The 16,811-nt window shown below is 71.7% G+C and carries 18 protein-coding genes; 11 read left to right on the plus strand and 7 right to left on the minus strand.

Features of this window, described 5'->3' with window-relative positions; genetic code table 11:
* Positions 1-67 precede the first annotated feature (67 nt).
* Genes ABT057_RS07515 through ABT057_RS07525 form a run of 3 tightly spaced genes read right to left on the minus strand, consistent with a single transcriptional unit; the run spans position 68 to position 2,544 of the window.
* Positions 68-1,054: a 5-oxoprolinase subunit C family protein gene (locus ABT057_RS07515; RefSeq protein WP_352341520.1), complete on the minus strand. Its 987-nt coding sequence runs from the start codon at positions 1,052-1,054 to the stop codon at positions 68-70.
* Positions 1,047-1,760 carry a 5-oxoprolinase subunit B family protein gene (locus ABT057_RS07520; protein ID WP_352341521.1) on the minus strand — a complete coding sequence of 238 codons (714 nt, stop codon included), beginning with the start codon at positions 1,758-1,760 and terminating at the stop codon, positions 1,047-1,049. Before ABT057_RS07520 ends, ABT057_RS07515 begins: the two co-directional genes overlap by 8 nt.
* A gap of 1 nt (position 1,761) precedes the next feature.
* Positions 1,762-2,544, minus strand: a complete 783-nt coding sequence (locus ABT057_RS07525; protein ID WP_352341522.1) for a LamB/YcsF family protein — start codon at positions 2,542-2,544, stop codon at positions 1,762-1,764.
* Positions 2,545-2,801: 257 nt separating this feature from the next.
* On the opposite strand from ABT057_RS07525, the gene nac reads away from it, so the two are divergent.
* The 4 genes from nac (at position 2,802) to ABT057_RS07545 (ending at position 6,680) form a co-directional block, all read left to right on the plus strand.
* Positions 2,802-3,731: a nitrogen assimilation transcriptional regulator NAC gene (gene nac, locus ABT057_RS07530; RefSeq protein ID WP_352341523.1), complete on the plus strand. Its 930-nt coding sequence runs from the start codon at positions 2,802-2,804 to the stop codon at positions 3,729-3,731.
* 116 nt (positions 3,732-3,847) lie between these two features.
* A complete protein-coding gene (locus ABT057_RS07535) occupies positions 3,848-4,855 on the plus strand; it encodes a 2-hydroxyacid dehydrogenase (protein ID WP_352341524.1) in 1,008 nt (335 codons plus the stop codon).
* Entirely contained in the window at positions 4,852-5,622 is a 771-nt protein-coding gene (locus ABT057_RS07540; protein ID WP_352341525.1) for an SDR family oxidoreductase, read from the plus strand. The genes ABT057_RS07535 and ABT057_RS07540 overlap by 4 nt, the downstream gene beginning before the upstream one ends.
* 29 nt (positions 5,623-5,651) lie before the next feature.
* Complete coding sequence (locus tag ABT057_RS07545) at positions 5,652-6,680, plus strand: L-idonate 5-dehydrogenase (protein WP_352341526.1); 1,029 nt, start codon at positions 5,652-5,654, stop codon at positions 6,678-6,680.
* A 100-nt stretch (positions 6,681-6,780) separates the two neighbouring features.
* On the opposite strand, the gene ABT057_RS07550 is transcribed toward ABT057_RS07545, so the two are convergent.
* The 3 genes from ABT057_RS07550 to ABT057_RS07560 all read right to left on the minus strand — a co-directional run bounded on the left by ABT057_RS07550 (position 6,781) and on the right by ABT057_RS07560 (position 8,326).
* A complete protein-coding gene (locus tag ABT057_RS07550; RefSeq protein ID WP_352341527.1) occupies positions 6,781-7,494 on the minus strand; it encodes a GntR family transcriptional regulator in 714 nt (237 codons plus the stop codon).
* A gap of 113 nt (positions 7,495-7,607) precedes the next feature.
* Positions 7,608-7,997 (minus strand): PPOX class F420-dependent oxidoreductase, encoded by a 390-nt coding sequence (locus tag ABT057_RS07555; protein WP_352341528.1) that lies wholly within the window; start codon positions 7,995-7,997, stop codon positions 7,608-7,610.
* 188 nt (positions 7,998-8,185) lie between these two features.
* A complete protein-coding gene (locus ABT057_RS07560) occupies positions 8,186-8,326 on the minus strand; it encodes a hypothetical protein (protein WP_352341529.1) in 141 nt (46 codons plus the stop codon).
* Between the two features lie 567 nt (positions 8,327-8,893).
* Here ABT057_RS07560 and ABT057_RS07565 point away from each other — a divergent pair.
* The 7 genes from ABT057_RS07565 (at position 8,894) to ABT057_RS07595 (ending at position 15,724) form a co-directional block, all read left to right on the plus strand.
* A complete protein-coding gene (locus ABT057_RS07565) occupies positions 8,894-9,367 on the plus strand; it encodes a proline racemase family protein (protein WP_352341530.1) in 474 nt (157 codons plus the stop codon).
* Positions 9,368-9,383: 16 nt separating this feature from the next.
* The gene (locus ABT057_RS07570) at positions 9,384-10,628 is read left to right on the plus strand and encodes an NAD(P)/FAD-dependent oxidoreductase (protein WP_352341531.1); all 1,245 of its coding nucleotides are present in this window, start codon (positions 9,384-9,386) and stop codon (positions 10,626-10,628) included.
* A 64-nt stretch (positions 10,629-10,692) separates the two neighbouring features.
* Positions 10,693-11,610, plus strand: coding sequence for a dihydrodipicolinate synthase family protein (locus ABT057_RS07575; RefSeq protein WP_352341532.1), 918 nt, complete (start codon positions 10,693-10,695; stop codon positions 11,608-11,610).
* Positions 11,610-12,683, plus strand: a complete 1,074-nt coding sequence (locus tag ABT057_RS07580) for a proline racemase family protein (RefSeq protein ID WP_352341533.1) — start codon at positions 11,610-11,612, stop codon at positions 12,681-12,683. Before ABT057_RS07575 ends, ABT057_RS07580 begins: the two co-directional genes overlap by 1 nt.
* Positions 12,683-14,173, plus strand: a complete 1,491-nt coding sequence (locus ABT057_RS07585) for a gamma-aminobutyraldehyde dehydrogenase (protein ID WP_352341534.1) — start codon at positions 12,683-12,685, stop codon at positions 14,171-14,173. Before ABT057_RS07580 ends, ABT057_RS07585 begins: the two co-directional genes overlap by 1 nt.
* Positions 14,174-14,192: 19 nt before the next feature.
* Positions 14,193-14,966 carry an SDR family NAD(P)-dependent oxidoreductase gene (locus tag ABT057_RS07590; protein ID WP_352341535.1) on the plus strand — a complete coding sequence of 258 codons (774 nt, stop codon included), beginning with the start codon at positions 14,193-14,195 and terminating at the stop codon, positions 14,964-14,966.
* Positions 14,963-15,724, plus strand: a complete 762-nt coding sequence (locus ABT057_RS07595; RefSeq protein ID WP_352341536.1) for an SDR family NAD(P)-dependent oxidoreductase — start codon at positions 14,963-14,965, stop codon at positions 15,722-15,724. The genes ABT057_RS07590 and ABT057_RS07595 overlap by 4 nt, the downstream gene beginning before the upstream one ends.
* A 146-nt stretch (positions 15,725-15,870) precedes the next feature.
* Here ABT057_RS07595 and ABT057_RS07600 read toward each other — a convergent pair whose 3' ends face one another.
* The gene (locus ABT057_RS07600; RefSeq protein ID WP_352341537.1) at positions 15,871-16,785 is read right to left on the minus strand and encodes a VOC family protein; all 915 of its coding nucleotides are present in this window, start codon (positions 16,783-16,785) and stop codon (positions 15,871-15,873) included.
* Between the last annotated feature and the right edge of the window lie 26 nt (positions 16,786-16,811).

Below are 16,811 nucleotides of genomic sequence, written 5' to 3' on the forward strand. Positions count from 1 at the left end.
GAGCGGGTGTGGGATGGGGTGTTCGACTCCGTGCGGGCGGATGGGGAGGGCGGATGGGGACGGGGGTTCAGCTGTCCGCGGGGACGGGGATCTTCAGGGCGTCGAAGACCGTGCGGACCCGGGCGCGCAGTGCGTCCACGGCGCCGCGCTGGGCGCGGTGGGCGGTGACCGCCTGGTCGAGGGTGCGGTGGCGGAAGCGGATGGTCTGCCCGGGGCGCACCTGCCCCAGGGCGGACAGACCGGTGGCGGTGACGACGGCGAGGACGGGGTAGCCGGCCGTGACGCCGCGGCCGCGGTGCAGCACGAGGAGTTCGTCCCCGGCCGGCACTTCGACGGCGCCGATGGGAACGCCCCGGGAGAGGACCTCCCCCTGCGTGACCCGGCGGGGCACCTCGCCCTGCAGTCGCAGGCCGATGTGGTTGCTCCGCGGGCTGACGGTGAAAGGGGCGTCGAACAGCCGGCTTCCGGTGTCGCCGAACTCGGCCCGGTCGGGGCCGTCGGTGACGTCGATGGTCCAGGTGGCGGGGAACGGGAGGAGGGGGGCGTTCAGACGGAACAGCGGGATCCGTGAGAAGGGATGATCGACGGGCGGGCAGACCGTGCGCAGCACGAGTGTGTCGCCGCCACGCAGGGCGGGGCCGAAGCCGAGGATGGTGTCGGGAGCACAGCTGCCCTGAAGGTAGTCCGCTTCGAACGAGCCGAGCACGGCCAGGTAGACGCGCAGCCCCCGCCGGATGCCGGTGACGCGGACGGTCTCGCCGGCCCGCACGGGGACCGGTTCCCACTGCGGGCGGACGACACCTTCGACGGTCACGTCGGCGGGGGCGCCGGTCACGGCGATGAGGATGTCGCCGGAGGGGACGCACGCGAAGTCGAGCGCCGTGATCTCCAGCAGCGGGGAGCGGTCGTCGTTGCCGCACAGGACGTTGGCGACGCGCGCGGAGTGCTGGTCGGCGGCTCCGCCCGCGGGCAGACCGTAGCGGGAGCGGCCGACCCGGCCGAGGTCCTGCACGGTGACGATGCCCGCGGTGCGGATCGTGAGGGTGTCAGCCATGGCACGCCGCCAGGGGTGTGCCGGCGTGCTCGTCCCACTCGTCGGGTGCGATGGGCACGAAACGGAAGGTGTCCCCGGGCCGGTAGGCGGTGATCGGGTCGCGGTGCGGGTCGAGGACGCGCACGGGGGTGCGTCCGAGGAGCGGCCAGCCGCCCGGCGAGGGCAGGGGGCAGATGACCGCCTGCCGGCCGGCGACGGCGACCGAACCGGCCTCGACGCCGGTGCGGGGCGACGCCAGCCGCGGTACCGGCCCCGGGAAGGGCGGACCGTCCGTCATCGGCGCCCCGGCGGGCGCGCCGAGGCAGCGTACGGTGAGGTCGGTCCCGGAGTGGAGGGCGATGACCTCGCTCTCGGTCAGGCCGAGTTGCCGGGCGACTTCGGGCAGATCGGGTCCGTGCTCGCCGCCGTAGACGACGGGGACGACGAAGCGTCGCGGAGGTGCCGTCAGTGCGGGCGCCGGTCCGAGGCGGGCGGCCTCGTGCGAGACGACCCGCCTGACGGTGTCGTGGTCGGTGCGGGTGCACTCGAACTCCACGAGCAGGGCGTCATAGGTGGGCACCACGTCATGGACTCCGGTGGGCCGGACGGCGTCGAGGGCGTCGGCCAGGGCGTGTACGAGCCGCCAGGCGTCCTCGGCGTCCAGGCCGACGGCCTTGACGGCCAGGGCGGAGTCCCCGCAGTCCGTGATCGTGAGGTTGCCGTTCATGTCAGACGCCCTTTTCGCTCAGCACTTCGCCGAGCGAGGTGATCCCGACACCGGCGGCGAGGAGTTGCGCACGGATGCGGCCGGCCAGCGCGATCGCTCCGGGGCTGTCTCCGTGCAGCAGGACGGTGTCGCAGGCGACCGGGACGTCCTTGCCTTCGACGCTGCGGATGACCCCCTCGGTGACCATGCGCAGCGTCCGCCGGGCCACCTCGTCCGGGTCGTGGATCACCGCTCCGGGCTCGGAACGGGGGACGAGTGTCCCGTCGTCGCGGTACGCGCGGTCGGCGATGCCGACGATGCCGACGCGCAGTCCGCGGGCCCGGGCGGCGTCGGCGAGCTCACCGTCCTGCGCGAGAACGATCAGCGACTCGTCCAGGGCGGCGACGGCGTCCACGACGGCACGGGCGTAGTCGGCGCGTACGGCGACCAGGTTGCCCAGGCGCCCGTGCGGGGCGACGTGCCGCACCCGGGTGCCGTGCGCGACGGCGAACGCCTGGAGGGCACCGATCTGGTACAGCACGTCCGTGCGGACCTCCTCCGGCGTGAGGTCCATCGCGCGGCGGCCGAAGCCGGCCAGATCCGGGAAGCTCGGGTGGGCACCCACGGCCACCCGCTTCTCCACGCAGGTCCGGACGGTGGCGTCCATGATGCGCGGATCACCCGCGTGGAACCCGCAGGCGACATTGGCGGACGTCAGCAGCTCCAGGAGGGCGTCGTCGTCGCCCATCGTGTAGGCGCCGAATCCCTCGCCGAGATCGGCGACGAGATCAACCATGGGGATCATGACGTCCTCCGGGGGGAATATGAGGCGGGACGACAGGAGGAAGGAAATACCGAAGGGCATTGGCGATATCCCGGAAAACATCCCGGGCCGAATGTTCCGCTCAACTTAATCCCATGCCCGCAAGACCACCAATATGCGTTCGGTCTGGCGTTATACCGAACGGTTATGACCCACCTCACACCCGAGGCCCGACGGGGCTGTGCTCCGGGGTGGCCCCTCCCTACGATGAGGCTCCGTTTCCGCGCGAAAGGCCCCGCATGGACACCAGACGTCTGTACTCGTTCATCAAGATCATTGATGCGGGGAGCATCACCCGCGCGGCCGACATCCTGCACATCGCGCAGCCCGCGCTCAGCCAGCAGCTGTCCGCGCTGGAGGCGCAGTTCGGGCAGCAGCTGCTGATCCGCAGCAAGCGCGGGGTCGCCCCCACCGAGGCGGGCCGGGCCCTGTACCGCCATGCTCAGCTGATCCTCCGGCAGGTGGACCTCGCGCACGCCGCCGTGGCGGTCTCCGGCCGGGCTCCCGCCGGCAGCGTGTCGGTGGGCCTCGCGCCGTACAGCCTGGGCGCCGCCCTCGCGCTGCCGCTCCTGAAGAGCGTGCGCGAGCGCTACCCGGAGATCCTGCTGCACATCAACGAGAACTTCGGCGGCGTGATCAGCGAGGCCATCATGACCGGACGGATGGACATGGCGTTCATCTACGGGGCCGGTCCGCTGCGGGGCGTGCAGTTCGAGCCCGTCCGCACGGAGGACCTGTTCCTGATCGGCGCGTCGGGCGCGACGGCCCCGCCGGGGCAGGGAGAGGTGGGTCTGGAGGAACTCCGCAGCGTGCCGCTGCTGCTCCCCAGCCGTATACACACGATCCGGCAGGTGGTGGACGCCGCGTTCCAGCAGGCGTCGCTCCGGCCGAACGTGGTGGGCGAGGTCGAGTCCGCGCTGACGCTCGTCAACGCCGTCGACGCGGACCTCGGTGCCACGGTCCTGCCCTGGTCGGCGGCGCGCGCCATCCTCGACGTCCGCTCCCTTTCCGTGCGCCGCATCGTGGACCCGGTCATCCAGGTCAAGCTGTCCGTGGTGACGGCCGACAACCAGCCCCTCTCGGAACCCGCCCTGGCAGTGCACGATCTGTTCCTCGAACTGATCACCACCTTTGACGGTTCTCCGGGCGAGGATAAGAATCGCCAATAGCGTCACACGAATCCGTTATTTGTTTCCGGTGACCGCCCCGGCTAGCTTTTTCCGTCACCAGCTCATTTCGGCCCCGCCGCCGGTCGGCAATGCACGGCTCGTCACTGGAGACATAGATGAAAAAGCGTGTCCTCATCACCCGTGAAGACCTCCCCGGCCGCGGCCCGGACCGCCTGTCCGGGGCGGCGGAGGTGGCGGTCTGGCCCGGGACCGGGAAGCCCGGCCCCGCCGACCTCGCCGCGCTCGCCTCCGGGGTGAGCGGCATTCTGGCGCTGGGCAACGATCCGGTGGACGGCGCGCTGATGGACGCGGCGGGCCCCTCGCTGCGGGTCGTGTCGCTGGCGAGCATGGGCTTCGACAACGTCGACCGGGCCGCCGCCGCCGAGCGCGGCATCGTCGTCACCCACACCCCCGCAGTGCTCGCGGAGACCACCGCCGACCTCGCCTTCGCCCTGATCCTCGCCGCCCGCCGCCGGATCGGCGCCGCCGGGGCGAGCCTCGCGTCGGGCTCCTGGGACCTGTTCCGGATGCGCGACCACCTCGGCCTGGACATCCACGGAGCCACCCTCGGCCTGATCGGCTACGGCCAGATCGGCCGGGCGGTGGCCCGCCGGGCCCACGGGTTCGGCATGCGCGTGCTCCACCACGACCCCTACGCGCCCGACGACGACCTGTCGACGTCGGTGGGTCTGGGCACGCTGCTGGCAGAGTCCGACATCGTGTCCCTGCACGTGCCGCTCACCGAGGAGACGCGGCACCTGATCTCCACCCGCGAACTGGCCGCGATGAAACCCACGGCCACCCTGGTCAGCACCGCCCGCGGCGGTGTCGTCGACGAGGCGGCCCTGCTGCACGCCGTCCGGACGGGACGACTGCACTCCGCCGGCCTCGACGTCTTCGAACGCGAGCCGATGGGAACGGAGTTGTCGCCGCTGGTCGCCGAGCCCCACGTGGTCACGCTGCCCCACATCGGATCGGCCACCGAGGCCACCCGAGCCGCCATGGTCGACCTGGCGGTCGACAACATCCTCGACGTCCTCGCCGACCGCCCCGCCCGCACCCCCCTGCCCGGCAGCCCGGCGGTGCCCGGCGCCCCGGCCGAAGCCGCCGGAGTCCGCGCATGAGCCACCCGCTGTTCGACGTCACCGGAAAGACTGCCCTGGTCACCGGCTCCAGCAGGGGCATCGGCAAGGCACTGGCCAAGGGCCTCCTGGAGGCCGGCTGCACGGTCGTCCTCAACGGACGCGACACCACCGCCCTGCGAACGGCCGCAGCCGAACTCACGGCCTCCTTCGGGGACCGGGTACGGACGGCCGCCTTCGACGTGACGGACTCGGCGGCCGTCGCCGCCGCGATCGCCCGGATCGAGGAGGAGACCGGACCGGTCGGCATCCTGGTGAACAACACGGGAGTCCAACACCGCAGCCCGATCCTGGAGTTCAGCGACGCCGACTGGCACCGCCTCCTCGACACCAACCTCACCGGTGCCTTCCTCGTGGGACGCGAGGCCGCCCGGCGCATGGCGCCCCGCGGCCACGGCAAGATCGTCAACATCTGCTCGCTGCAGAGCGAAGCGGTCCGGCCGGGTATCGCCGCCTACTCCGCCACGAAGGGCGGCCTGAAGATGCTCACCAAGGGCATGTGCGCCGACCTCGGCCCGCTGGGCATCCAGGTCAACGGCATCGGACCCGGCTACTTCGACACCGAACTCACCTCGGCCCTGGTGGCCGACGAGGAATTCAGCTCCTGGGTACGCGGACGCACCCCGGCCGGCCGCTGGGGCGCCGTCGAGGACCTCGTGGGCGCCCTGCTCTTCCTGGCCTCTCCCGCGTCCGACTTCGTCAACGGCCAGATGCTCTACGTCGACGGCGGCATGCTCTCCGTCCTGTGACGGACTCCGCAACGGAAGGAACCCCCACCATGCAAGCCTGCGTCGTCCACACGGCAGGCGACCTCCGGGTCGAGCACCGCTCCCCCGTCCGGCCCGGCCCCGGCCAGGTCACCGTCGCCGTCGCGCTCGGCGGAATCTGCGGATCGGACCTGCACTACTACCGCCACGGCCGGGTCGGCGACTTCACCGTCCGGGAACCGCTGGTGCTCGGACACGAGGTCGTGGGGCATGTCGCCGCCCTGGGAGCCGGCACCGAGGGACCGGCCGTGGGAACCCCGGTGGCGGTCCACCCCGCCACCCCGTGCGACCGCTGTCCCGACTGCGTGGCCGGCCGCCGCAACATCTGCGCCGACACCCGCTACCTGGGCAGCGCCGCCCGCACGCCCCACGTCCAGGGCGGTTTCGCCCAGGTCGTCACCGTGCCCGCGGCACAGATCCGCCCGTTGCCGCCGGAGCTCGACCTGCGCCGTGCCGTCCTGGCCGAGCCCCTGTCGGTGGCCCTGCACGCCGTGCACCGGGCCGGCGACGTGAAGGGCAAGCGGGTCCTGGTCACCGGGGCGGGACCGATCGGCTGCCTGGTCACCGCCGTACTGCGGCACCGGGGCGCCGCCGAGATCGTCGTGAGCGACCTCCTCGACACCCCCCTGCGTATCGCCGCCGCGTCCGGGGCCACCGCCACGCTCCTGGCGGGCGATCCTGAGGGTGGCGCGTGGACGGACCCCTTCGACATCGCCGTCGAGGCGTCCGGAGCGCCCGCGGGGCTGCGAACCTGTGTCGAACGGGTTCGCCGTGGGGGCACCGTCGTACTCCTCGGCCTGCTGCCACCCGGCGAGGTGCCCCTGCTGGGCAACATCGCCGTCACCCGCGAACTGGAGGTCCGCGGCGCCTTCCGCTTCGACGCCGAGTTCGACGAGGCGATCGGCCTGCTGCTCCAGGGCCTGCCCGTCGACCCGATCGTGACGCACGTCTTCCCGCTCGCCGAGGCCCGCGCCGCCTTCGACCTCGCCCACGACCGGACCGTCGCCTCGAAGGTCCTGCTTGACCTGACCCTCGCCTGACGCTCCGTCGGCCCCGGACTCGGGGGGCGAGAGGCGGGGTGCGGCCGGATCGCGGCGGCGGGGACGGCCCGGCGCCGGGAGGGCCGGGGCGGCTGCCCTCTCAGGCGACAGGGCCGTGGGCGTTCTTCTTCCGTTCGGCGAGCATCTCGATGAGTTCGCCGGCGCTCGCCATGGTGTGGCTTTCCACCTCGGCATCGATGGTGGCCGGGTCGCCGTCGAGGATCGCCTGGATGAGCCGCTCATGGACGTGCAGGGCGCGGTCGGGATCCGAACGGGTGCTCTCGTCGACCGAGATGGCGATGTTTATCTGGGCTTCCACGGTCGGCCACAGGCGTTCGAGCATGGTGTTCTCGGAGGCGGTCCACACCGTCCAGTGCAGGTTGACGTGGGCCTGGTGGAGGCGGTCCGGGTCCTGGGCGGCATGGGCCGCCCGGTACTCCTCCCAGCTGCGGCGGAGCATCTCCTTCCGGGAGCCGTCCGAATCGTCGGCCAGGGCCCGGGCGGCCAGTTTTTCCAGGGCGACCCGGACCGCGGCCACGTCGGTGATGAACTTCTCGTCGATGTCGGTGACGACGACCCCGCGGTAGGGCTGCTGTTCGAGGAGTCCTTCGTGGGTCAGCTGGTAGATGGCCTCGCGCAGGGTGGGACGGCTGACCCCCATCTGCTGGGCGATCTGGACCTCCCGAAGCCGTTGCCCCGGTCCGAGTTCTCCGGCCAGGATGGCCCGCCGCAACTCGTTCACCACGGCGTCGCGGCGGGTCTGGTTGTTGACCGGCCGGGGCCCGATGGCTGATGGGGGGGCGTGGTCACTCATGGGTCCTCCGCAGATTGTCAGACCACATCCTAGCCACCGCCATGACATCCGTGTGGTCCGGGTCCGGGTGGGAGTCCGGGTCCGGAAGAGCGGACCGGCCGCCCTGCGGGTGATCAGGCGCCGTACTCGGTGACGCGCTCGGCACTGACGGTGACCACCACTCTGGGCGTCGTCGCGGTCTCCTGCCAGGGCCGGCCCTCGTACTTGTGGGAGAGCTCGTCGATCAACTCCGGCCCGCCGTCCCGGGTGAGGGTGACCGGTCCGCGGACCACGGCGTAGACGTAGGGGTTGTCGCGGTCGGTGATCAGGATGCTGGCGCGGGGGTCGCGCAGCAGGTTGAGGTGTTTCACACGGCCCTCGACGGTGGAGAAGGCGATCCCGTCACCGGCGGCCTTCACCCAGACCGTGGTCTGCTGGGGCAGGCCGTCCTTGCCGATCGTGGCGAGTGTCGCGAAGTTGGGCCCGGAGGCCAGTTTCCGTGCCAGCTCGGTGAGTCGGGGCATGTCGGTGACCTTTTCGGTAGGAGACGGACCTTCCGGGAGGGTATCCGGGAGGAGGTGGTGGCAGGCCCCGGGGGAGGAAGGGACGGGGCCCGCCACCGCGCGCGGCCCCGCCCGTACCGGCGCAGCGGAGGCATGACCGGCCGGTGCGGTGGGCGGGGTCGCCGTTCCAGGCCGGCCGCGGGGGCCGTTCAGAAGCGGACGGCGTCGATGAATGCCTGAAGTCCTGGTGTCTGCGGATCGTTGAAGGCCCGGTCCGGTGGCGCGTCCTCCTTGATCAGGGCGTCCTCGAAGAAGCAGATGCGGTCGGCGGCTTTGGACGCGAAGGCCATGTCGTGGGTGACGATGCCGCAGGCGATGCCCTGCCATGGGCTGGTGCTCCAGTGCTAGAGGCCGAGTGGTGCTGGGTGCGGCGGGGGGATCCAGTCGGTCCCGGGTGCGCGGCGTCGCGTTCGGCGGTGGGTGAGCGGACGGCTCGGGTGACGTGGAAGGCGCCGCTGCAGGCGATGCCGCTGGAGGCGTAACGCTCCCGCAGGACCGCCGCAGATTGTCAGACACGCAGCAGGATGCCGGAAGGCCAGGAACGCGGCCCCGCCGTGTCAATAGCCGAAATCGTGATGTTCCGCTGCGGCGATCAGTCGCCCCCCCCCAGCCCGCGACGGCGGGCATCCACGGCGCGAACGGGGCCTTGACCTGCACGTAAGGGGCGACCCGGAAGCCGCTTCCGGCGTCGGGCGCCACGGCGCTCGGCCCGCACGAACGGACCGCGAAATGGGTCCGCGACCGCGCCGGGCCGGTCGACTCATTGACTTCCGGGCATTGACCGCGCCGGGCGGCGCGGTCTAGCGTCGGCCGAACCGCCGATTGTTTGACAATCAGCGATCTCGAAAGGGGGGCCCATGGGGTTCAGCCGCGCCCTGAACGTCGTGGACACGCATGCGGAGGGCAAGTCCGGCAAGGCAGTCGTCGCCGTACTGCCGTCCCGCGACGCGCAGGCCGACATGGGACACATCATCCTGGAGTCGACGGAGTACCCCGTGATGTCCGGCTCCGGCGCCATGTGCGTCGCCACGGTGCTCCTGGAGACCGGCATGCCGCCCATGACCGAGTGCGCCGACGGCAAGGTGCGGCGGGTGAAGCCGGCCGGGCTCGCACGGCGCCGCCTCCGACCGCTCCCCCCGCGGCACGGGCATCTCCGCCCGCCTCGGTCCTCCTTCGATCAGCTGGTCCCCGATCCGGCAGACCCGTTCCGGAACGGCTTCGTGGCGGGACGCCCTGGGAGCCGGCGGTCCGACCGCGCTGCGGCAGCCGGGACATTGACGACAGGGCCATGGCCGGCCCGCTGTTCGAGAGGCGCCGCAGGCGCCCTGTGAGGAGGTACACGACCCCATGCGGACCATCGTTGTGGGAGCCGGCGCCGTCGGCCTGGCAGCCGCCTACCGGCTGGCCAAGAGCGGCTGCCAGGTGACCGTTCTCGACGCCCGGAGCGCGGGCTCCGCCGCCTCACACGGCAACGCGGCCAAGATCGCCCTGGCCGAGAGCGGCCCCGTACCGGCGCCGGGCGTGATCCTGCAGTCCCTGAAGTGGATGCTGAAACCGGACAGCCCGCTCTACGTCAGACCCTCGCTCAACCCCGCCTTCGTGAAGTTCATGCTGACCATGGCCCGGCACTGCACCGCCCGGGACTTCCGCCAGGGCCTGGAGACGACCCTGCGCCTCGCCGAGGGCACCATGGACCTCCTCGACGACTGGACCCGGGACGGCATCGCCTTCGAGATGCACAAGGCGGGCGTCCTGCTCGCCTTCGAGACGCGGGAACGCTACGAGGAGCAGCTCGCCTCCCTCGACATCTTCGAGAGCTTCGGCATGGTCGCCGAACACCTGCACGCAGACGCCGTCCAGGCCAGGGAACCGGTGCTGCACAGCCGTATCAAGCACGGCCTGTTCTTCCCGGACGACCGCCAGGTCGAGCCCGACTCCCTCACCCGGGGCCTGCTCAAGCGGTGCGCCGAACTCGGCGTGGAGATCCACGAACACACCCCCGTACGCCGCTTCCTGCGCCAGGGCGACACCGTGACCGGCGTGCTCACCGACAAGGGCGAGTACACGGGCGACACCCTGCTGCTGGCCGGCGGCGTGTGGACCGCCCGCATGGCCGCCCAGCTCGGCGTCCCCCTGCCGATCCGGCCGGGCAAGGGCTACAGCGTCGACTACTCGCCCTCCCCGGTGCCGCTGCGCACGCCCCTCACGCTGGAGGACGCCCGTGTCGCGGTGACCCCGCTGAACGGCTTCCTGCGACTGGCGGGCACCATGGAGTTCGGCGGCCTGGAGGAGAACATCAACCCCCGGCGCATCGCCGCCATCAAGCAGGCGGCGGCCGACTCCCTCACCGGCTGGGACAACCCGCCCGGAGAGGCCCGTCCGTGGGCCGGGCTGCGCCCGATGACCCCGGACGGCCTGCCGATCATCGGCCGCCTCGATCCCCTCCCCAACGTCTACGTCGCCTCGGGCCACGGCATGCTCGGCCTCACCCTCGCCCCGGCCACCGCCGAGATCATCACCGAGGCCATCACCACACGCCGCCTTCCGTCCGTCGCCGAGGCCGTCTCACCGCGCCGTTTCACCCGCCGGTGACCGGCCCCGGTCTCCGCGTGCCCGTCGCCCCCCTCTCCCTCATGCTGATCCCAGGAGTCCCTTCATGAGCGCCCCCCAGTTCACCGGCATCCTCGCCGCCGTCGTCACCCCGCTGACCCCGGACGGCTCCGCCGTCGACGCCGACGGCATCCGGCGCCAGGCCGAGCACATCATCGGCGGCGGCATCCACGGCCTGGTGCCCGGCGGCAGCACCGGCGAGTTCACCACGCTGAGCCTCGACGAGCGCAAGCGGGTCACCGAGCTGTACGTCGAGGCAGCCGCCGGACGTGTCCCGGTCGTCGCCGGGACGGGCGCGCTCAGCACGGCGGAGACCGTGGAGCTGAGCGTGCACGCGGAGAAGGCGGGCGCCTCCGCCGTGATGATCGTGCCGCCGTTCTACGACGCCCCCGCCTTCGACGAACTGCTGGGCTTCTTCGGCGCGGTCTCCGACGCCGTCGACATCCCGATCATGTACTACAACATCCCGTCGGCCACCGGCGTCCGCCTCGCGCCCGAGGAACTGGCGAAGCTGGCCCGGGAGACCGCGATCACCTCCTACAAGGACACCGGCGGCGACTTCACCTGGTTCTCCACCGTCCAGCAGGAGCATTCGCGGGACATCACCGCCCTCAACGGCTGGGACACCCTCACCTTCGCCGCGCTCGCGAGCGGAGCGCAGGCGGGAGTATGGGGTACCGCCAGCGTGATCCCCGGGCTGTGCGCCGAGCTGTACGACGCCCTCGCCGTCCGCGGAGACCTCATCGCCGGGCGCGCGCTGTGGGCGAAGATCTTCCCGATCTGCCGGTTCCTGGAGTCCCACAACTACGCGTGCGGCATCAAGACGGGCCTCGATCTGGTCGGCGTCGGCGCCGGCCCGACCCGCCGGCCGGTGCTGCCGCTGGCCCCGCAGTACGTCGAGGAGTTCCGCGGCCTGCTGATCGCCGCCGGGGTCGCCGTGGCGGACGAAAGCGTGGCCGCCTGATGCCTTCCTACGGCCGTGTCCACGCCGTCGACGTCCACGCCGAGGGCGAGCCCGGCCGCGTCCTGATCGGCAGCCATCTGCACGTCAAGGGCGCCACGATGGCCGAGCGGCTGGACTACTGCGAGAAGCACCTCGACGACCTGCGCCGGCTGCTGCTCCAGGAGCCGCGCGGCTACCCGGCCCTGTGCGGCGCCCTGGTGCTGCCCCCGGCCGACCCGGCCGCCGACTTCGGCCTGGTGGTACTGGAACAGGGCGGCTTCCGCCCCATGTCCGGCTCCAACCTCATCTGCGCGGTCACCGCACTCGTGGAGACGGGCGCGGTACCGGTGAGCGAACCGGTCACGGAACTCACCGTGGACACCGCGGTCGGCCTCGTCCGGGTGCGCGCCGAGGTGTCCGGCGGCAGGGCCATCCGGGTCACCTTCGCCAACGTCCCGGCCTACGCGGTGGCCCTGGACCACGAACTGGACCTGCCCGAGTACGGCCGTGTCCCGGTCGACATCGTCTTCGGCGGCCAGTTCTTCGTCCAGGCCCGCGCCGCCGACCTCGGCCTCACCCTGGAACGGGCCTCGGCCAAGCAACTCACGCGCGCCGGGGCGGTGTTGCGCACAGCGGCCCAGCAGCAGTTCCCGGTCAGCCATCCGCTCAACCCCGGCATCGACCAGATCGCCCTGACGATGATCCACGGCCCCTCGCCCACACCCGGCGTCTCCGGCCGCAACACCGTCGTCCTGCCCAACGGCGAGGTGGACCTGGCCGACCCGGCCACCTGGACCGGCTCCCTGGACCGCTCCCCGTGCGGCACCGGCACCTGCGCCCGCATGGCCGCCCTGCACGCCCGGGGCGAACTCCCCCTGGACACCCCCTTCGTCCACGAGTCGATCATCGGCACCACCTTCACGGGCACCCTGCTCGACACCACCCGAGTCGGGCCGTACGAGGCGGTGCTGCCGACGATCAGCGGACGCGGCTGGATCACCGGCTTCAACCAGTACGTCCTGGACGACACCGACCCCTTCCCGCACGGCTACACCCTCGGCGACCTGTGGGGCGCCACCGAACAGGAGCGCTGATGGAGACCACCGGAACGCAGTTCATCGCGGGCAAGCGCCGCCCCGGCACGTCCGGCGAGGAGTTCTCGGTGACCAACCCGGCCACCGGAGAGGTCCTGGCGACCGACATCCTGGCCGGCGTCGAGGACGTCGAAGAGGCGGTCGCCGCCGCCCGCGAGGCCTTCGCGGACTGGTCGCGCACCACTCCCGCCGACCGTTCCGAGGCGCTGCTGCGCTGGGCGGACCGACTCCAGGCGCGCGCCGAGGAGTTCGCCGAGGTCGAGAGCCGTATCGGCGGCAAGCCGATCAGGCTGACCAGCGGCTTCGACATTCCCGGCACCATCGACAACGTCCGGTTCTTCGCCGGTGCGGCCCGCAACCTGGAGGGCCGCGCCTCCGGCGAGTACTCCGGCGACCACACCTCCACGATCCGCCGCGAACCCGTCGGTGTCGTCGGCTCCATCGCCCCCTGGAACTACCCGTTGCAGATGGCGGCGTGGAAGGTGCTGCCCGCCGTCGCCGCGGGCAACACGATCGTCCTCAAGCCGTCCGAACTCACCCCGCTCACCTCGGTGATGTTCGCGGAGGCGGCCCAGGAGGCGGGCATCCCCGACGGTGTCGTCAACATCGTCACCGGCACCGGGCCCGTCGCCGGGCAGGCGCTGGTCACGCACCCCGACGTCGCCATGGTCTCCTTCACCGGTTCCACGGCGGTCGGCCGCCGAGTCGCCGCGCAGGCGGCCGGGTTGGTCAAGCGCGTCCACCTCGAACTCGGCGGCAAGGCTCCCTTCGTCGTCTTCGACGACGCCGACCCGGAGGCCGCGGCGCGCGGTGCGGTGGCGGGTGCTCTCATCAACGCCGGCCAGGACTGTACGGCGGCCACGCGCGCGTATGTCCAACGGCCGCTGTACGAGGCGTTCGTGGCCCGCGTCGCCGAGCTGATGGACGCGGTGCGCCTGGGGCCGGTCGACGACCCGGCCACCGACATGGGCTCCCTGATCTCCCTCCGCCGGCGCGACAAGGTCGCGGGCATGGTCGAGGACGCCCGCCGGACCGGAGCCACCGTCGTCCGCGGCGGGAAGATCCCCGACGGACCGCTCGGCCGGGCCGCCTACTACGAGCCCACCCTCATCACCGACGCCGCACAGGACTCCGCCATCGTGCAGCTGGAGATCTTCGGCCCGGTCCTCGTCTGTCTGCCCTTCGACGGCGACGACGAGGCGCTCCGCCTCGCCAACGACACCCCGTACGGGCTCGCCGCGTCCGCCTGGACGACCAACGTCTACCGAGCCGGGCGCGCGAGCCGGGAGATCCAGGCGGGCTGCGTCTGGATCAACGACCACATCCCGATCATCAGCGAGATGCCGCACGGCGGCTACAAGACCTCCGGCTTCGGCAAGGACATGTCCGCCTACTCCTTCGACGAGTACACCAACGTCAAGCACGTCATCTCGGACATCACCGGCGCCTCGCACAAGGGCTGGCACGACACGATCTTCACCAGCCACTGAACCCCTGAAGGGGAATGTCATGACCGACTCCGCAACCGCCTCCCGCTTCCGGGGGAAGGTCTGTGTCGTCACCGGCGCGGGCGGCGGCATCGGATCCGCGATCGCCCGGCGTCTGGCACACGAGGGTGCCACCGTGGTGGTCTGCGACGTCGACCGAGCCGCGGCGGCCGAAGTCGCCGCGGAGATCACCGCGCAGGGCGGGACGGCCGAGGTCTCGCGGTTCGACCTCGCGGACGCGAGCGCCTGCGTCACGGCCGTCGACGACGTGATCGCCCGCCACGGACACCTCGACGTGCTGGTGAACAACGCCGGCGTCAACCGACGCGGCGACCTCCTGGCCCTCTCCGAAGAGGACTGGGAGACCAGCTTCGCCATCAACGTGCACCCGCTGTTCCACCTGTGCCGGGCGGCACTGCCGCACATGGCGTCCCACGGCGGTGGAGCCATCGTCAACACCGCCTCGCAGTGGGGCCTGCAGCCGGCGCCGGGACACATCGCGTACAACGTGACCAAGGCCGCCGTCGTGGCCTTCACCCGCAGCCTGGCCCGGGACCACGCCCACCAGGGCGTCCGGGTCAACGCCGTGTGCCCGGGGGAGATCCGCACACCGATGGTGGAGGCGCATCTCGCCCGGACCGGACGCAGCGTCGCCGACCTCGCCGCCCTGGTGCCGTTCGGCCGGGTCGGGACACCGGAGGAGGTCGCGGCGCTGGTCGCGTTCCTCGCCTCGGACGAGGCGCCGTACATGTGCGGATCCGTCGTCGAGATCACCGGAGCGCAGGCAGTCGCATGAGCAGCGAGACAACTTCCCCCGGCAGCCTGCTCCTCACCGGAAAGACGGTCCTCGTCACCGGTGCGTCGCGCGGCATCGGCCGGGCGACAGCCCTCGCCGCTCACCGCGAGGGCGCCCACGTCGTCGCGCACTGGGCCGGCAGTGAACAGGCCGCCCTCAGCCTCCGGCACCGGCTGGGAGACCGCGGCCGCCTGGTCCGCGCCGATCTTCGGGACCCGGGCGGGACGGAGACCCTGTGGCAGGAGTCCCTGGCCTGGCGCGGCCGTGTCGACGTCCTTGTCAACAACGCGGGAGCCTGGCTCGGATCGCCTCTCGAAGACGCGGCGCGGTGGCGCCAGGGGTGGGCCGACAACCTGGCGCTCAATCTCACCGCCCCGGCAGACCTCAGCCGCAACGCGGTGCTGCACTTCCGTGAACGCGGCGGGGGCATCGTCGTCGGCGTGTCCAGCCGTTCCGCACACCGCGGGGACGACGCGGAACACCTGGCCTACGGCGCCGCCAAGGCGGGCTTGCTGGCCCTGACCAAGGGCATCGCCCGGGGCTTCGCGGCCGACGGTGTCCTCGCCTACTCCGTGGCCCCCGGGTGGGTCGCGACAGACCTCGCCGAGGCAGGCGCAGCGGACGGTACCGGCCTGCCACTGGGTGAGATCACTCCGCCGCAGGACGTGGCCGAGATGATCGTGTTCCTGGCGTCCGGCCGTTCACGCCATGCGACGGGCGCCACGATCGACATCACCGGCGCGGACTACATCCGCTGAGGCGTGGCCTGTGGTGACGGCGTGGAGTGGAGGGGCCCACCGTGCGGCTGCGCCGGGAGATCGGTCCGCCGGCTGTCGACGGTGGTGCCCGGACAGCGGGACGCTCCGGAACAGGCGGCGCCTCCGTGCTGCCACGGCCGACGGCGTCAGGCGGGCCTCTCCTCCTGGTTGGTGATGAAGTCGGCCGGCACCTCGGGGCTCCAGACGGCGGGAGGGCAGTCCCAGTCGTTCGGCTTCCAGTTCTCGGTGATGCAGTCCATGTCGCCGGAGTACTCGATCCAGCTGCCCCAGGGGTCCTGGATGTAGTGGAAGAGGTTCGAGCCGAGGGTGTGGCGGCCCAGGCCCCAGCCCTTGGAGTAGCCCGAGGCGGCCATGTTCTGCGCACCCAGGGCGATCTGGTCGATGTCGGCCACCATCCAGCTGGAGTGGTGCAGGCCGGGGTGCGTTCCCGGGACGAAGCCGAAGACGTGGTGGTCGCCGGGCCCCGAGTTCAAGAAGACCGGCCCGCCGACGATGCGGTCCGACAGGCGCAGCCCGAGGGTGCGGGTGTAGAAGGCTTCGGAAGCGCCGATGTCCGAGCTGAAGATCAGCATGTGCCCGAGGCGCTGGGGGCGGGGTTTCCCGTCCGCGTGCAGCCAGCGCGCCTGGTCGACCCGGCGAATGCGGTCGCCGACGTTGGCGTCCTGTGCGTCCGTGGTGCCGAATGGGCGCCAGGGCACGATCCCCTCGTCACGAAGGTTGATCAGGTTGTCCTCGTGATCGCGCAGCCACAGCCCGCCGGGCACGTCGGCGGGCGCGTCGAGCAGCTTCAGGCCGAGACTTTCCAGGTGACGCCGCCACTCGGGCAGCGAGCCCGGCTCCACGGCGAAGGCCACGTGGTGCAGCCGCTTGACCGGCCCTTCCATCAGCACCGTCTGGTCCTGCTTCCGGCCGTCGCAGCGGATCACCACCGCGTTGCCACGCTCCGCCGTCTCCAGCCCGAACGCGTGGTAGAAGCTCGCGCCCGTATCCAACGACGGCACCTGGAGCCCGTAGTGCAGAAGACCTTTGACACGCAACATGTGCACTCCTCATGGTTCTGATGGAG

This window comes from Streptomyces sp. NPDC002588, from assembly GCF_040295925.1.
Taxonomy (GTDB): Bacteria; Actinomycetota; Actinomycetes; order Streptomycetales; family Streptomycetaceae; genus Streptomyces.